This window comes from Actinotalea alkalitolerans (assembly GCF_023369855.1).
Classification (GTDB): domain Bacteria; phylum Actinomycetota; class Actinomycetes; order Actinomycetales; family Cellulomonadaceae; genus Actinotalea.
The window spans coordinates 77,545-93,027 of record NZ_JAMBPP010000015.1; the positions used below are offsets into that span (position 1 = coordinate 77,545).

The 15,483-nt window shown below is 69.0% G+C and carries 10 protein-coding genes; 3 read left to right on the forward strand and 7 right to left on the reverse strand.

Annotated features, from left to right (window positions below):
• The first annotated feature begins 32 nt into the window (after positions 1-32).
• Together M1R94_RS16995 and M1R94_RS17000 are read left to right on the forward strand one after the other, a co-directional pair.
• Positions 33-1,649, forward strand: coding sequence for a DUF2142 domain-containing protein (locus tag M1R94_RS16995; RefSeq protein ID WP_249382911.1), 1,617 nt, complete (start codon positions 33-35; stop codon positions 1,647-1,649).
• Positions 1,646-2,683 carry a glycosyltransferase family 2 protein gene (locus M1R94_RS17000; protein WP_249382912.1) on the forward strand — a complete coding sequence of 346 codons (1,038 nt, stop codon included), beginning with the start codon at positions 1,646-1,648 and terminating at the stop codon, positions 2,681-2,683. Before M1R94_RS16995 ends, M1R94_RS17000 begins: the two co-directional genes overlap by 4 nt.
• A 52-nt stretch (positions 2,684-2,735) precedes the next feature.
• On the opposite strand, the gene M1R94_RS17005 is transcribed toward M1R94_RS17000, so the two are convergent.
• The 6 genes from M1R94_RS17005 to M1R94_RS17030 all read right to left on the reverse strand — a co-directional run bounded on the left by M1R94_RS17005 (position 2,736) and on the right by M1R94_RS17030 (position 10,722).
• Entirely contained in the window at positions 2,736-3,962 is a 1,227-nt protein-coding gene (locus M1R94_RS17005; protein WP_249382913.1) for a polysaccharide pyruvyl transferase family protein, read from the reverse strand.
• Positions 3,959-4,918 carry a lysylphosphatidylglycerol synthase domain-containing protein gene (locus M1R94_RS17010; RefSeq protein WP_249382914.1) on the reverse strand — a complete coding sequence of 320 codons (960 nt, stop codon included), beginning with the start codon at positions 4,916-4,918 and terminating at the stop codon, positions 3,959-3,961. The genes M1R94_RS17005 and M1R94_RS17010 overlap by 4 nt, the downstream gene beginning before the upstream one ends.
• Positions 4,908-5,996, reverse strand: coding sequence for a nitroreductase family protein (locus M1R94_RS17015; RefSeq protein ID WP_249382915.1), 1,089 nt, complete (start codon positions 5,994-5,996; stop codon positions 4,908-4,910). Before M1R94_RS17015 ends, M1R94_RS17010 begins: the two co-directional genes overlap by 11 nt.
• Positions 5,997-6,115: 119 nt before the next feature.
• Complete coding sequence (locus M1R94_RS17020; RefSeq protein ID WP_249382916.1) at positions 6,116-7,060, reverse strand: glycosyltransferase family 2 protein; 945 nt, start codon at positions 7,058-7,060, stop codon at positions 6,116-6,118.
• 130 nt (positions 7,061-7,190) lie between these two features.
• Positions 7,191-8,948: a hypothetical protein gene (locus M1R94_RS17025; protein WP_249382917.1), complete on the reverse strand. Its 1,758-nt coding sequence runs from the start codon at positions 8,946-8,948 to the stop codon at positions 7,191-7,193.
• Entirely contained in the window at positions 8,941-10,722 is a 1,782-nt protein-coding gene (locus M1R94_RS17030) for a hypothetical protein (protein WP_249382918.1), read from the reverse strand. The genes M1R94_RS17025 and M1R94_RS17030 overlap by 8 nt, the downstream gene beginning before the upstream one ends.
• A gap of 189 nt (positions 10,723-10,911) precedes the next feature.
• Here M1R94_RS17030 and M1R94_RS17035 point away from each other — a divergent pair, with 189 nt between their 5' ends.
• Positions 10,912-13,245 (forward strand): glycosyltransferase, encoded by a 2,334-nt coding sequence (locus M1R94_RS17035; RefSeq protein ID WP_249382919.1) that lies wholly within the window; start codon positions 10,912-10,914, stop codon positions 13,243-13,245.
• Here M1R94_RS17035 and M1R94_RS17040 read toward each other — a convergent pair.
• Positions 13,242-15,371, reverse strand: a complete 2,130-nt coding sequence (locus M1R94_RS17040) for a glycosyltransferase (protein WP_249382920.1) — start codon at positions 15,369-15,371, stop codon at positions 13,242-13,244. The two genes, M1R94_RS17035 and M1R94_RS17040, sit on opposite strands and share 4 nt — an antisense overlap.
• Positions 15,372-15,483: the final 112 nt, after the last annotated feature.

Consider the following 15,483-nt stretch of genomic DNA (forward strand, 5'->3'; position numbering starts at 1 on the left):
GGTTTCACGCCGTCACCCCCAGATCGGCGAACATGCAGAGCGCTGCCTCACCCACCCGGGCCACCTCCTCGGCGATCGACGCCCGTCGGGAGCGCCGTCCGCTCCGTGCCTGGCTTGCCGGTGGGATCCTCCTCTTCCTGATGACCGCGGCGTGGTCGGCGGCGATCCCCCTGATGGGCTCGCCCGACGAGCCGAGCCACGTCGTCAAGGCCGCAGCGGTGGCACGCGGGCAGTGGAGCGGCGAGCTGGGTCCCCCACCGACGGACACCTCCCGACCGGGGGCGGGCACGATCGTGCAGCTCCCCGACGACTTCGCGGCCGCACTAGCCCTGCCGAACTGCTTCGCCTTCCAGCCTGCCGTGCCCGCCTCCTGCCAGCAGGACCTGGCACCGGCGGGCCCGGGCACCGTCGCGGTCGAGACCTTCGCCGGTCAGTACCCCCCGCTGTACTACGCCGCGGTGGGCTGGCCCTCCCTGGTCCTGGGGGCAGAGGCCAGTGTCTACGCGATGCGCCTGCTCAGTGCGCTGCTCACGGCCGGTCTGGTCACCTGGGGGGCCTACCGGCTCAGCACCGTGCCAGGGAACGGCCTCGCCCTGTGGGGTGCCGCCGCCGCGATGACCCCGATGACCCTGTTCCTGGGCGGCACGGTGAACCCTCAGGGTCTGGAGATCGCTCTGGCCTTCTCCTTCTGGGCCGCCTGCCTGTCCTTGGTTGCCCGACGAGGCGTCGTGACCACGTCTGGCATCGTCCACGCGGCGATCAGCGGCGCGCTGCTCGTCAACGTGCGGACGTCGTCGCCGTTCTGGGCACTGGTGATCGTGGTGGTCGCACTCGTCGTCGCGCCCTCCGGGCGGTGGCGCGAGCTGGTCGCGCACCGTGCCGCACGGTGGGCCGGTGTTGCCGCAGCGTTGGCGAGCGTCACCGCCGTGGCGTGGGTCGCCGTGCACCGCGGAGTGGTCACAGGCGGAGACCTCTACCCGCACTACGCGGACCTGCGTCTGACACTGCTGGAGATCACTGGCGACGGCTACGGCTACCTCGCCAACATGATCGGCAACTTCGGTTGGCTCGACGCCCCTGCACCACCCGTGACGATGCTCGCCTGGTACATCGGTGCGGGTGCGGTCATCCTGGCCGCCACGAGCCTGTCCGCGCCGATCCGCCAGCGTGCGGGCCTGCTCCTCCTGGTCCTCGCCGTCGCGGGATCGCCCTTCGCGCTCCAGATCCCCACGGCGACCAACGCCGGTCTCATCTGGCAGGGCCGGTACGCACTACCCATCGCGGTCGGCGTGCCCCTGCTCGCGGCACTGCTTCTCGGTGGCGAGCATGCCGCCACCCGTGCGGCCCTGCGACGGATGCTGCGCGGGGCGCTCGTGGTGCTGCTGGTGGGACACGTTGCGGCCTTCTACTGGGCATCGCGCCGGTACAGCGAGGGCCTGGAGGGTGACCTCTTCGCCCTGACGCCGGACTGGTCGTCGCCGATCGGGTACCTCACCGGGACCGCCGCCTTCGCCGCTGCAGCTACGGCACTCACGGTGATGGTCTGGCGGGCGGTGCCACCCGTCCCTGACGAGGTCTCGTCGGCACGGGACGCGGCGATCCGTTCACCGGGCACCGTGCCAGGCGAGCACACGGCTCGCACGCCATGACTGGCCAAGGTGGGCGCATCCGGGCGCTGGTGGTCTCCTGGAACGGCGCGCACCTGCTTCCAGCCTGCCTGGGCTCGTTGCTGGCGCAGTCGATGGCCCCCGAGCTCCACCTCGTCGTGGTGGACAACGCCTCCCAGGACGGCACCACCGAGCTCCTGCGCGAGACCTACCCGATGGTCGAGGTCATCACGAGCACGACCAATCGAGGGTTCGCGGGTGGTGTGGCGCTGGGGATGCAGGACGCCGACGAGGAGCTCGTCCTGCTCCTCAACAATGACGCGACCCTTGCTCCGCAGGCGCTGGAGCGGATGGCAGCCGTGCTCAGCGCACCCGGCAACGAGCGTGTCGGAGCGGTCACCGCGAAGATCCTCCTCGAGGGCCACTTCCGCGAGCAGCAGGACGACGGCACACCCCTGCCCGTCGGGGGCTTCCGGCAGGGCACCACCGTGTACGTGCCGGTTCCGGCCGACCACCCCGAGGCGGTCCGGCTGGTCAACTCGACCGGGAACCTGGTCTCCCGGGACGGCGCGGGTGTGGACCGTGACTGGCTGGCCGTCGACGGGACCGAGTGCGGCGGCGACGACGTGATGGGTTTCTGCGGAGGCGCGGCACTGCTGCGACGTGCCGCCGTCGAGGAGGTTGGAGGGTTCGACCCCGAGCTGTTCCTCTACTACGAGGACACGGACCTCTCCTGGAAGCTCCGTACCGCCGGGTGGTCGATCCGGTACGAGGCCACCGCCATCGCCTCCCACCGGCATGCAGCGAGCTCGGACGCGGGCAGCGCGCTGTTCCGGTACTACAACACGAGGAACTCACTGGTGGTGGTCGGTCGTCACGCGCCGCTCACGATGGTGCTCCGTTCGCTCCTGCGCCAGATCGGTGGATGGGTTGCCGCATGGCGGCGCCACGAGTCGCCGGCAACTCGCGCGGCGCGCGGTCGAGGGATCCTCGACGCAGTGCTCCGCACGCCGCGGACCGCTCGCGAGCGGCGATCCATACGGCGTACGAAGCTCGGCTCGCAGTCGTCGGCCTGACCGGTCGCCCCTCGAGCTGTCAGGACCGCAGTGCTCGGCCAGCACCCTAGGGTCAACCGCAGGCAACCCGCTCGATGATGTCGATCTGCTCCAGGGCGCGCTGCTTGACCTCTGGCAGCGCCCCGACCAGCTGCTCTCGCACGGCATGCTGCTCGGCCAGCAGCCGGCCGATGCGCTCGGCGAAGACCTCGTCGCTGTACGCGTCGTGACCCACTGCCCACGACGCCAGGCCGAACATGTCTAGGACCTCGCGGTACTTGTGGCTCCACCCGATCACGAGCGTTGGCACGCCCATCGCCAGGGAGGACACCATCGCGTGGAAGCGGGAGGCGACGAAGACGTCGCACCTGCCGATCAGGTACCGCAGCGCCTGTGAGCTCAGCTCGGCGTCGGGGAACAGGACCCGGTCGGTGTGACCCAGGCCGGCAAAGACCTCGCGGCACAGCGGGAGGTCGTTGTTGTGCGTCTTGTCCGTGTGCGCCCGGGCGCTGTGCGCCACCAGAAGCACCTTCTTGCCCAGCGTGCCGGTGAGGTGGTCGATCATCCGCTGCACCTCGGCGACGTAGTCCCCGCCGTTCGCCTCGGCGGACTTGCGCAGGACCGCGCTCGGCGAGACCCCGACGACGTCGCCGTCGTCGTCATCGAAGAAGGTCATGTCGACGGCCGCGCGAGCGATCGCCGCGTCGTGCTCGGTGACCTCAAGGGTGAAGGCGAGGTCCGCGCCTGCTGTGACATTCGCCAGGCCGAGGCCCATGAGGTGCTCGTGCGTGACCGCTCCCCGCGAGACGATCGCCGCCATCCGGGGCAGGAGTGCTTTGGCCGCAAGACGGTTGAGCGGAGTGCGGAACGGGCCCATCGCCTGCGCGCACTTGACGACGGGGGTGCCCACGAACAGCGCCGGCAGGATGCTCGCGACGTTGTAGATGAGGAACTTCCCACGTCCGTCGACGAATGTGATGCCGCCTTGGTCAAGCAGGACGTCAGCGGTGGCCAGTGCGCCGACCTCAGGCACTGCGCGTTCGATCGTCCGGCGCAACGGCGGCAGGAGGCGGTGCAGCAGGGCGGAGCCGTTGATCAGCACACCAAGGCGCAACGGGGAGGCGTCGAGCACCCGCATCGCCGGGTAGGGGTTCTGCTCGGCGTCCGAGCGCGGGTACATGCTCAGCAGCACGAACCGGGAGCGGGTGTCACGGGCTGACAGCTGTTGCACCCCGCTCTCGAGCATCGCTGCTGCTCCCTTGTTGCCCGACAGCGCGGACCCGATGACTGCGACCTTCATGAGGGACGTCCTTCCTTGACTTCGCGAATCTTGAGCCCGCCGTACACCAGGGCGACCAGGATGTCACCGACGGTGCTGTACAGCCGGGCCAGAAGGGAGAGCACGATCGCCTGCTCGACCGGCATGTACCGGGAGGCCAACAGCACGATCACCGACTCGCGAACACCGAGCCCGCTCGGCACGAAGACGGCGAGGATACCAATCGCACCCGCCAGCACGTAGATGGCGGCGAGCGGGACGTATGACGACTCGGGTACGTCCAGGAAGGACGCGACGATGAGCACGAACCCGAGGCCGTTGATGAGTCTCGGCACCAGGAACATGAGCTGGTAGCCGATGGCGGGCAGAGAGCCCAGGAAGTACTCGTGCGGCACGTCGCGCTTGAGGGCGCGGCGGGCGACCAGGTTGACCGCCCAGCGAAACAGCCGCCGGTCGGTCACCAGGAGCAACGGCACCAGGGCCAGAAGGACGGGTATGAGCGAGCCCAGCGCCGTGCTCGAGGCGCCTGCCGTCCCCGAGACGGCGTCGTGCACGAGCAGGATGACCACGGTGGGCACGACCGAGCCCAGCAGGAGGAAGACGTTCTCGTAGACGAACGTGATGACGACGAGCGTTCGCGAGATCCCGCGCTGGTGAGCCCACATCACCTTGTTGGCGACCGAGCCGACCTGCCCAGGCACGTACTTGAGCAGCCACGAAGCACACTGCACCCGGATCGCGTCGGTCACCGGCACCCGCAGGCGCCCGAGGTGGGAGAGCATCGAGCCCCACAGCAGGCCCGAGACCAGGACGGCCACCGCGAAGAGCACGACCGCGGCCACGGAGTAGCAGTTGATCTCGATCTCGATCTCGCGGACGGCGTCCCAGTTCGCAGCGAGCGACCGCGCGAAGAAGTAGCCGACCAGACCCAGGACGACGATCGTCGCCCCGAGGCGGAGCAGACGCTTACGAGTCAAGGGGGTTGAACCTGCGCAGGACGTCAAGGTCCTTCTTCTGGGAGTACGCCACCATCCCTGTGGGATCGGCGTAGCCCACAGCCATCAGCATGATGATGCGCTCGTGCGGAGCGAGGCCGAGGGTCTTGGACATCGTGCGCTCGAGCGGCTCGAAGTCGGGCCAGTTGATGACGCTCGAGCTCAGCCCGAGCGTCTCTAGGGCGTACATGAAGCCCATCGAGGCCAGTGCCGCATCGATGTAGATGACATGTCGGTCACGCGGGGAGAAGTAGCTGTCCAGCCGCCCCTTGACCACGATGAGCGTGGGGATCTGGTGGGAGTACCCGGCCGACCCGAACGGGATGGCGCCCACCTTCTTGACCATCTCCGGGTCGTCGAACACGAGGTACTCGTACGGCAGCCGGTTGCACGCGCTCGGTGACTGCCGACCTACGGCCAGTGCCTTGTCGATGAGGTCCCGGTCGACCGGCTTGTCCAGGAACCAGCGCACGGACCGGCGCTGGTGCGAGAGCGCGAGCAGCTGGTCGTAGGTGACGCCGCTGGGCGTGATCGACCCGTGCTCGTACGGCTTGACGGTGCCGTCGGTCGGGGTGTGAGCGAGCGACACGAATAGGGCGCGCGCCCGGTCCACGACCGGGTCGGGGACGGTGATGATCTCGAAGTACTCCGCGAGCACGTCATGGGCCCACTGGATCTCGCTCGCGTCGAGCACCGGGTCCTGCGGCCGACGGCTGACGGCTGTCCGGTAGAACTCGACGGTCTCAAGGATGTAGTCCCGCGCGAAGGCGTCGCGACGGGGACGCATGAGGATCCCCTTCTCGAGCCGGTGGACGTTGCGCCGCAGCTCGACGTGGGAGGTGCGGCTGCGCCGCAGGTTCTCGTAGTAGGTCCGGCGACCCGAGAGCACGGCAAACTGCTCACGGTTGAACGTCACGAAGCCGGGCAGCGAGTAGAGGGTCGCCCCCAGGCGGCTCGACCCGGCGACGGCCAGGACACCGCGGTTGGCGGTCTCGTAGGACTTCCGGACGGCGGGGATCGCCAGCAGCTGCTTGGCGATCCGCTTCAACTTCTTGATCACAGGTGTCCTCAGTATGACGACGGCGCGTGCCGCGTGGGTGTGCCGGCCGAGCAGCACATCCGCTCTCGGCTCCGCTTCCGACTGGCGAGTCTACCGGCGCCCCAAGGCCCTGAGGCCGTTCATCGGCGGTACTGCATCTCCTTGATGCGTTCGAGCTGCTCCTCGATCAGCACCCGATTGGTGCGCTGCAGGTCGGACAGCACACCGAGCGCCAGCGAGAGCAGGGCGGCCACGGCCATGATCGCACCGTAGATGAGCGACTGGACGTTCCCCGAGGTGTCGTAGCCGAGCAGCCAGATGGCGAGGAACCTCACCAGCGGGACCGCAGCCATCACCCCGAAGAAGATGGCCAGCGTCGCGAAGATCACGTAGGGCTTGAACATCAGGTAGCTGCGCGTGATCGCCGAGCCGGACTTCGCCATGTGATGGAAGATGTTCTTGAACAGCCGGGACTCACGCGTCTTGGCGTTGGTCACCACCGGGATGCTCTCGATCCGCAGGCGCTTGTTGCCTGCCTGGATGATCGTCTCCATGCAGTAGCTGAATTGCGTCACGACGTTCAGGCGAAGCAGCGAAGCCCTGGAGTAGGCACGGAAGCCGCTCGCGGCGTCCGGGAGCTCGGTGCTGGCTGCCCTGTTGACGATGTGGCTCCCGAAGCGCTGCATGAGCTTCTTGAACGGCGAGAAGTGCGCAATCGTCTGGGTCTGCCGGTCGGCGATGACGATGTCCGCCGTCCCGGCCAGGATGGGCTTGACCAGGTCCCCGATGCGGTCCTGCGGGTACTGGTTGTCGCCGTCGGTGTTGACGACGATGTCGGCGCCCTGGGCCAGGGCGTAGTCGACGCCGTCACGGAAGGACCTGGCAAGCCCCATGTTCCGTGTGTGATGGACGAAGTGCCGTACACCGTGCTCTCTGGCCACCTCGAGGGTGCGATCCGTCGAGCCGTCGTCGATGACGAGGATCTCGAGCTCGTCGACACCCTCGATCTCGGTGGGGATCGACTCGAGTACCGTCGCGAGCGTCTCCTCCTCGTTGAGGCAGGGGACCTGGATGAAGACCTTCATGGGAGTCCTGTTCGGCGGAGCGTAGGGGCGCTGGTCCTGGGGCGACGATCATCGTCAGCGCCTGGCCGGCGCATCAGGTTAACAAGGCGCGCAGCCCTCACGGACTGCGTAGTTCCGAGGCCGTACGCGGTCACGGTGTCTCGAGGCCGCCCGACGCGGCGAGCTCGTCGAGCAGGTCACCGGGAAGCACCCAGAGCGCGTTGTCGAACAAGCCGGTGTCGTCCGCGACCTTGCGCGCGCCCAGGGCCTCGGCCCGTGGCCACTCCTTGCGTGCGATGACCAGCTCGGTCGGCGGATCCGAGGCATCGCTGTCGAACACCTCGACCGTGCGCGGGGCGAGCCAGAACTGATAGGCGTTCCGGCTCACGGTGTCCCCGCCCCCCTCGACCGTCGTGGTGTCGGCGGTGTCGAAGGACACCGGCCCGTCGGTCAGCTCGGCGACGTCCTCGCGCAGGGTGAAAGAGTCGTACCAGGCGGCGTAGAAGGGTCGCAGCGTCTTCGCCTCTCCCAGCACTGACCCGCCGACCAGGACCACCGCGACGACCCCCAGCACTGCGTGTGATGCCCATCGGCGCTGCACCAGGCTGAGCGTCAGGACGACGGCGGCGAGAACGGTCGCTGCCACCCAGGGCCCGGTCGAGGCGGTTGTCACGTTGGGCCAGTCCCAATGGAGGAGGCCCGAGACGTTCAGCGGAACCCACCACGTGCCCGGTCCCGACGGGATCCTCGGCACGACGGCGAGCAGGAACGCCCCGGCGACCACCGCAGCGGCGGCAGCAGCACCCCGCACGGTCTGCCGCTGCGCTCGCCTGACCACGACCGCGAGTCCGACGACCGAGAGGATCGTCGCAAACGGGTCGAGGTACCGGCCGTAGGCGAACGTGTCGATCCGTGTCGCGGTCTCACCGACGACGGCCGAGATCCACACGACGCTCACCATCGTCGCCCCAGCGACAGCCAGTGCCGCCCAGACCTCGACCGACAGTCGGCGCGCACGGAGGTGCCGCCCCGCCGCCACGAGAAGGACGGTCAACCCGATCATCGACAAGCCGAGCCAGCTGACGACGGCATACCAAGCCTGGCCGGTACCAGCCACCACCGCCTGCCCGGGGTCGAGTGAGAGCAGCCGTAGGATCCCCCTCTCCTCGCGACCTGCGCCCTCGAGGTACATCTGGCCGGCCACCCACTGGTTGAGTGCGTACATCGGCACCGCGAGGGCGACCGCACAACCGATCCCGGTCACGGCCGACCATGTTCCGCGCACGGCGAGCATGGCGAACCAGAGCATGCAGACGAGCAGCACCGGTAGCGTCCGGCCGTGCGTGAGGAAGAGCATCGCGGCAGTCGACCCGAGGAGAGCTGCTCGCCCGTGCGTCGGATGCTCGGCATAGCGCCACGCCGCCAGCACGGTGCCCGCGAGGACGAGCGTGAGGAGGTTCTCCGCCAGTGCATAGCCCGAGGTCAGGACGCGCGCCGGAGCGGCGCTCACCACCGCCGCAACAGTCACGGCTGCCGGGAGGGATAGTCCGGTCCGTCGGGCGATCGCCGTGAGAGGCACGATCAGAGCGAGCCCGCACACCACCGACAGCCCGACCGCCGCCTGGTAAACGGTCGCCGGGTCCTGGGTCAACCACCAGATCGGCACGATCAGCAGCGACCAGCCGAGATAGTAGCTCGTGAAGGAGAGGTCACGCGGCTCGCCGACGCCCGCCAACAGCTGGGCGTTCGACAGGTAGCCGACCTCGTCGGTGTAGTAGATCGGGCCTGAGGCGTCCGCAGCGGTGTAGAGCTGGACCACGACAGCGGCCAGCACAGCTGCGGCCGCCATCGCCCACGACGCCGCCTCTCCCCGCGTGCGCGAACGCCAGCGGTGCGTTGCCTCACTCACGAGTGATCGTGCCCGAAGCGACGAGCCTGTCCTGGAGATCGCCGTCGAGGACCCACACCGCGTTACTGCCGAAAGCCTCGACGCGGACCGCATCCATCCAGACGCCACCTTCGCGGTCAGCCCGCGAGATCACGACGTCGGTGGGTGGCTCGTCCGTCTCACTGCGGAACACCTCGACCTCTCGCGACCCGAGCCAGAACTGGTACAGGTTCTGACTGCGGACGTCGGAGCCGGTTCGGTCGAAGGAGATCGGGTGGTCGCCGAGCGTCTCGATCGCCCCGAAGAGCGGTGCGGCGCCGTCGTTGATCTCGTTGAAGCGCGCGACTGAGCTGCGATCGGCCGACAACGACATCACGACGAAGGACGCGGCGACCGCCGCGACGCCGAGCCAGGGCGCACGCCGGGTGAGCGCGAGCACAGCGACCAGAAGAGCCGCCGTCAGCGCCAAGGGCACCCATGGTGGCGTCCACTCCTCGAGATGCTGGGGCCAGGGCCACCCCAGGAGGCCGGCGACGTTGATCGTCCCCCACCATCCGCCGTCGGGCACCCTCGGCACGACAAGGACCAGGAATCCGGCAGAGAGTGCTGTGGTCGCAGCCAAGAGGCCGAGTCCCACCCGGGCGGACAGTCCGCCGACGACCAGGACGAGACCGACCAGCGCGAGCACCTGCGAGAAGGGATCGAGATAGCGGCCGTAGGCAACGATGTCCAGCCGAGCGCTGCCTCGGGCGATCGTTCGTGCGATGAACAGCACGCTGATCGCTGCCACCCCCAGGACCACGAAGGCATACCAGGTCGCAACGTCGGGCCGGCCCCGGCGGATCTCACGGTGAGCGGCAGCGGCGACGGCGATCGCTCCGAGGATCGCGAGGCCTGCCCAGGCCGTCGACAGGTACCAGGACTGCCCCAGCACCGAGCGGACGATCGCCTGCGGCGTCCCCTCGAGCATTCTTGACACCGCGCTCGACTCCCGTCCTCCGACGGACTCGTAGAGCTGAGAGGTCATCCAGGCGTAGATCAGGTACCCGGTCCCCGCGCCGATGGCGGTGGTGACGAACCCGACCATCCCGACTCGGACTTGGCGACGCACGATCAGCCAGACGAACCACGCGGCGGTTGCCACCACGATGGGCACGGTTCGTCCGTGACTGAAGAACGTGTAGGCCGCCGCCAGTCCGAGGACGACCGCGCGCCAGGCCGTAGTGCGGTCCGAGAACCTCAGCGCCGCCCAGACGGTCAGACACACCATGAGCGCAAGGAAGTTCTCACTGAGCGCATAGTTCGACATCACGGTGCGGGCGGGTGCGAGCGTGACGATCGCGGCCAGCGCGAACGAGACGTCGCCTCGGGCCCCCAGCGCCCGAGCGATCGCAGCAAGAGGCACCACCGCTGCCACAGCACACACGGCAGAGAGCGTCACCGCGGCGCGGTAGACGGTCGCCGGGTCCTGAGTCATCCACCAGATGGGCGCCAGAACGACCGACCAGCCGGGGTAGTAGCCGAGGTTGGCGAGCTGCCACGGCTCGCCGACGCCGGCGAGCACACGGGCGTTGGCGAGGACACCGATCTCGTCGTCGGTCCAGACCGGCGCACCCGAGCCGATCGACACCCAACCGTGGATCGCGGCTCCCAGCGCGACCAGGACGATGCTCGCACCGAGAGCCCATGGGCGGTAGTGTCGCGACCGCCCTGGTCTGGCACGTCGTCCGGGACGCGGGTCGGCGGCCTCGCCGACGTGTGCCGCGTCCTGCTGCCTTGCAGTGCTGTCCGACATCACGATCCTGGATTGCGGGGCTGGGTCGGCGCAGTCTATCCGCGCGCGGACCAGAGCGACTCGCCGGCCCCCGCCGGCGGAACGAGGGAGCCCGGAGGGTCCATGCACGTCTGCACCGCCGCGACGTCGCGGTCAGCCAGCACCTCCCGCCGCCTTGCTGCACACCTCGCCGAGATCCCTGGTGTCTCGATGACGCTCGTCGACCTCGACGGAGCCCTGGTCGACGACCTCGGGCCGAACGTGGAGGTCATCCCGGTAGAAACGGTTGTCCCCGACCGTCGGTGGCTGCACTCCCGTGCGGCATACCTCGACCGGGACGGCTTCCTGGCCTGGATCCAGCCGGTCATCCTGCGATGGGCCCTCGACCGATGTGAGAGCAGCGTCTGGGTCTCACCGTCGAGCCTCGTCCTCGCGGACCTGGAGGACGTCGCCCGCCTGGCTCACGAGCACGGCACGGTCCTGCTCCCCCGTGCTCCCGGGCCGCTGCCCCCCGACCGCTCCGAACCACGGCCCGAGGACCTGCTGGGTGCAGGCCTGTTCACCACGTCCCTCGTCGGCGTCGGTCAGCTCTCTCGCCCAGCGCTCGAGCGCTGGGCGGACCGCTGCGCCGCCGACGTGGTTGGTCGCCCCTGGCTCGACGAGATCTCGACGTCGCCCGATCACATGGTGCTGCACGACGACGGGCTCGCAGTGAGCGCCTGGTCGGTTGGTCACGACACCGTCGTCGTGGACGGCGACACCGGCGTGCCGATGCTGCGGGGGCGCCGTGTCCGGCACGTCGACCTCAGTGGCTTCGACCCGGACCGACCGTGGCTGCTCGACGCGAGGCTGACCGCACCCCGGGTCCTGCTGAGCCGCCAGCCGGCGCTCGCGCGGGTGTGCCGCGACCACGGCACACAGCTCCGCGCCGATGCCTCCGCCCGTGCGACGAGGCCCGCCGGAGCCGTCGAGCACGACCCGCTCGAGGCCCAGGCCCGCAGAGCGTACCGCCGGGCGCTCGACGAAGGGCAGAACGTTCCCGACCCCCTCGACCCGGCGGACCATGACTCGTTCGTCGACTGGCTGCTGGATCCCCTGCCGGGCACGTCACCAACGCTCACCCGCTACATCCACACGATCTACCTCGACCGTCCTGACCTTCAGGCTGCCATCCCAGGGGTCCCCGACCTGCACGTGCGTGAGCTGCTCACGTGGGCTGACCGGTACGGCCGGGACGAGGAAGGGTACGATCCTGCGCTGATCGACCGGTCCCTCGCGCTCGCAGCCCCCCGGGATGCCGGAAGGGACGTCACCACTGACCCGCACGCTCCTGCCGGCCCGGCCCCGGAGGGGGTCAACGTGGTGGGCTACCTGCGCGGTGAGCTGGGTGTCGGAGAGTCAGCGCGTCTTGTGCTCACGGCACTGGCCGCAGCAGGCACACCGCACCGCACGATCGCCGTCTCCCGCAACCTCCAGAGCCGACAGGGCGCGGCGTTCCAGGCGGGCGACGAAGAGGGCGAGCCGTACGACATCACCCTGTTGTGCGTGAACGCCGACATGACGGCCGACATCTCAGCCCTGGTTCCCGAGCTCCTCACCGCGAGGTACCGGATCGGTATGTGGTACTGGGAGGTCGAGGACTTCCCACCCGCACTCCGCAGTGCCTTCGCCCATGTCGACGAGGTCTGGGTGGCGACCGACTTCGTGCGCGAGGCGATCTCACGACACACCGCTCTGCCGGTCCGGACGGTCCCCCCACCCCTTCCTGTCCCCTCGTCCTCGACGGCGGTGAGCCGCGCCGACCTGGGCCTGCCCGACGGCTTCCTGTTCCTGTTCAGCTTCGACTTCCTCAGCGGCATGGAGCGAAAGAACCCGCTCGGTCTGATCGATGCGTTCCGTCGGGCCTTCCCCCGCGGAGCCGGTCCCACCCTGGTGATCAAGACGATCAACGCCACGCGCAAGATGGCTGATGCGGAGCGCCTCCGCATCAGGGTGGCGGACGAGCCCGACGTGCTCCTCATCGAGGAGTACCTCGACTCCGAACGGCGTGACGCCCTGACCCAGCACGCGGACTGCTACGTGTCGCTGCACCGCGCCGAAGGCCTGGGCCTGACGCTGGCCGAGGCCATGGCGCTCGGGAAGCCCGTCGTGGCGACCGGGTACAGCGGAAACCTGGACTTCATGACGCCGCAGAACAGCTTCTTGGTGCCGTGGACGCCGGTTCCGGTGCCGCCGGGGTGCGAGCCCTACCCGGCCGGGTCACCCTGGGCCGATCCGGACGTGGATGCGGCGGCCGCGGCGCTGCGCGCAGTCGCCGACGACCCGGAAGCAGCCGCCGCCGTGGGGCGCCGGGCCGCAGCGGACATCCGCGAGCGGCACTCGGCCGCCATCTCCGGTCACCGCGTCGCGGCTCGGCTCGAGGAGATCCGCATGACCAGGTCAGAGCCTGAGCCGCCTCGAGCGTCTCGGACGCACGGCACCCTGGGCGCCCTGCGCCCGAGACGCTGGAGACGCGATCGCGCAGGGCAACCCCCGAGCCGCTAGGTCGACGTCCCGCCGCCCAGGACGCGTCGCACCCGACCTGCGGCCCGACGACCGACCTCGCCGACGCCCCCCGCCCGCAGGTACCGCAGGGTGAGCGCCGCATCCGACCGGACCGACGTCCGCCGTTCGAACGGATGTGCCATCGTCTCAGGCTCGCCCAGGCGGTAACGCAGGTCGGCAGCACGCCGAGGTAGACGGCAGAACTCCACCAGCGGCGTCAGAACCGTCGACCACACGTAACCTCCCGCGAACTGTCGGACGCTCTGCCTCGCCTGCTCGGCGGCGTCTGTGTCGTAGAGCATCTCCTCGAGTGCGAGCTCGAGCGCGTCGACGTCCTCAGCAGGGACGGTGCGGCCCAGGCCATGCCGTGCGATCAGCGTGCCGAACGTATCCCCGTCCGTCGCGACGATGGGCAGCGAGGCCCACAGGTAGTCGAGGATCCGGGTACGGAAGCTGTAGGCGGTCTCGACGTGGTGGAAGTGGGTCGAGACACCCACATCAGCGTCCAGGAGGTAGTCGGCCCGCTCGGCGTAGGGCACCCAGCCCTCGTTGAAGAAGACGTGGCTCCCGACGAGACCGAGCTCCTTGGCCAGCTGCTGGGTCTCCCACGCGATGCGCATGTCGGGCACGCCCGGGTTGGGGTGCTTGAGGCCCATGAAGTACAGCCGAACATCGGGATGGCGCACCCGGAGGCGGTCCACGGCCCGGATGAGCGTGAGGGGGTCGAACCAGTTGTAGATCCCCCCGCCCCACAGGATCACCTTGTCCTCGGGACCGATCCCCGCGACGGCATCACGAATGGCATGGCGCGTCTGCACCGGTGCCTCCGCCGGGATCCCGAACGGAACGACGGCGATCAACGAGTCAAGGCTCTCGTCCTCGTCGTAGACGCTCGCGTTCACACGCCCCTGACCGGCGAGTTGGCCGAGCCAGAAGTCGCGCTGCTTGTCGGATGCGCAGAGCAAGAAGTCAGCCCGACGAAGCTGCTCGTTGAGGACCCGGGTGGTTTCCTTGACAGCGAGGTCGCGTCCGCCAGGGCCCAGGTCCCTGGCCTGCTCGAGCTGCTCGAGGTGCATGGGGTCGTAGACGTCCGCGACGAGGATCTTCGAGCTCTCCACGAGCCACGGCGCACCCTCGAGCAGGAAGCCCTGGAAGACGATGACATCGGCCCAGTCCGTCGCTTCGCGCAGACGCTTGCCTGTGGCGTGCACCACCTCGAAGGAGTCGCTCGTCACGTGCGCCCCGCCCGTGGACAGCAGGCGCACGTCATGGTCACCGGAGAGCGCCGAAGCGATCTCCCACGCCCGGATGGCGGGTCCGGCCATGCGATCCAGCAGCGGCTCACCGGTCACGACCAGCACCCGTTGACGCGAGACGAAGTGCTCAGCGATACCGAATGCCTCGATCAGCACCCGGTGGGCCTCGAGATAGCTCTCGACGGCGTAAGCCGGCTCGATCGCGTGGCGGAAGAGCGGGAAGAGCTCGCGGTCGCTCCGCCGACGAAGTGCCTGGAGCTCGGCACGGGTCTCCATGAGCGAGGGCAGCTGTTCGACGAGGTAGTCGATCGCATAGGGACCCGTCAGGGCCATCTTCTCGATCTGGAGCGTCCCTGACTCGTCGCCTCCTGGTGACCGCTGCAGATCCAGGGCCGTCGTGTCCGTGCCTGTGCGGGCGAAGGAGCGGCGCACCGCCAGGGCCATCGCTGCAGGCAGCGCCTTGGCCAACGACTCGTCGTCGTAGTTCTTGTAGATCGCCAGGAGCGCGTTGCGCTCGAGCAGGTAGCTCTCTCGGAAGCTGCCGAACTTGTTCATGGTCGCGTGGTGCTTGTGGTAGGCGATCGAGCCCGGCACGTAACGAACACGATGGCCAAGGAGGTTGAGTCGCCAACCGAGGTCGACGTCCTCGTAGAACATGAAGAAGCGCTCGTCGAACCCACCGACCTCGCGGTAGAGCTCTGCCCGCACGAACATCGCGGCACCGGTGCCGAACAGGACGTCCTTCGCGACGTCGAACTCACCGGTGTCGGGCTTCTCGACCTCACGCTTGTAGCCCATGCCGAACCAGGTCATCGAACCGTCGACGTAGTCGATCAGGTTCCCGTCCCAGTCAAGCACCTTGCTCGCCACAGCGGCGATGGTGCGGTCGCCGTCGAGGACCTCGACGGGGGGCCCCCCCCCCCCCGGGCCCCGGCCCGGGGCGTGCGTGGGGGGAGCGGGCCCCGCGCCCCGCGGGTGTGGG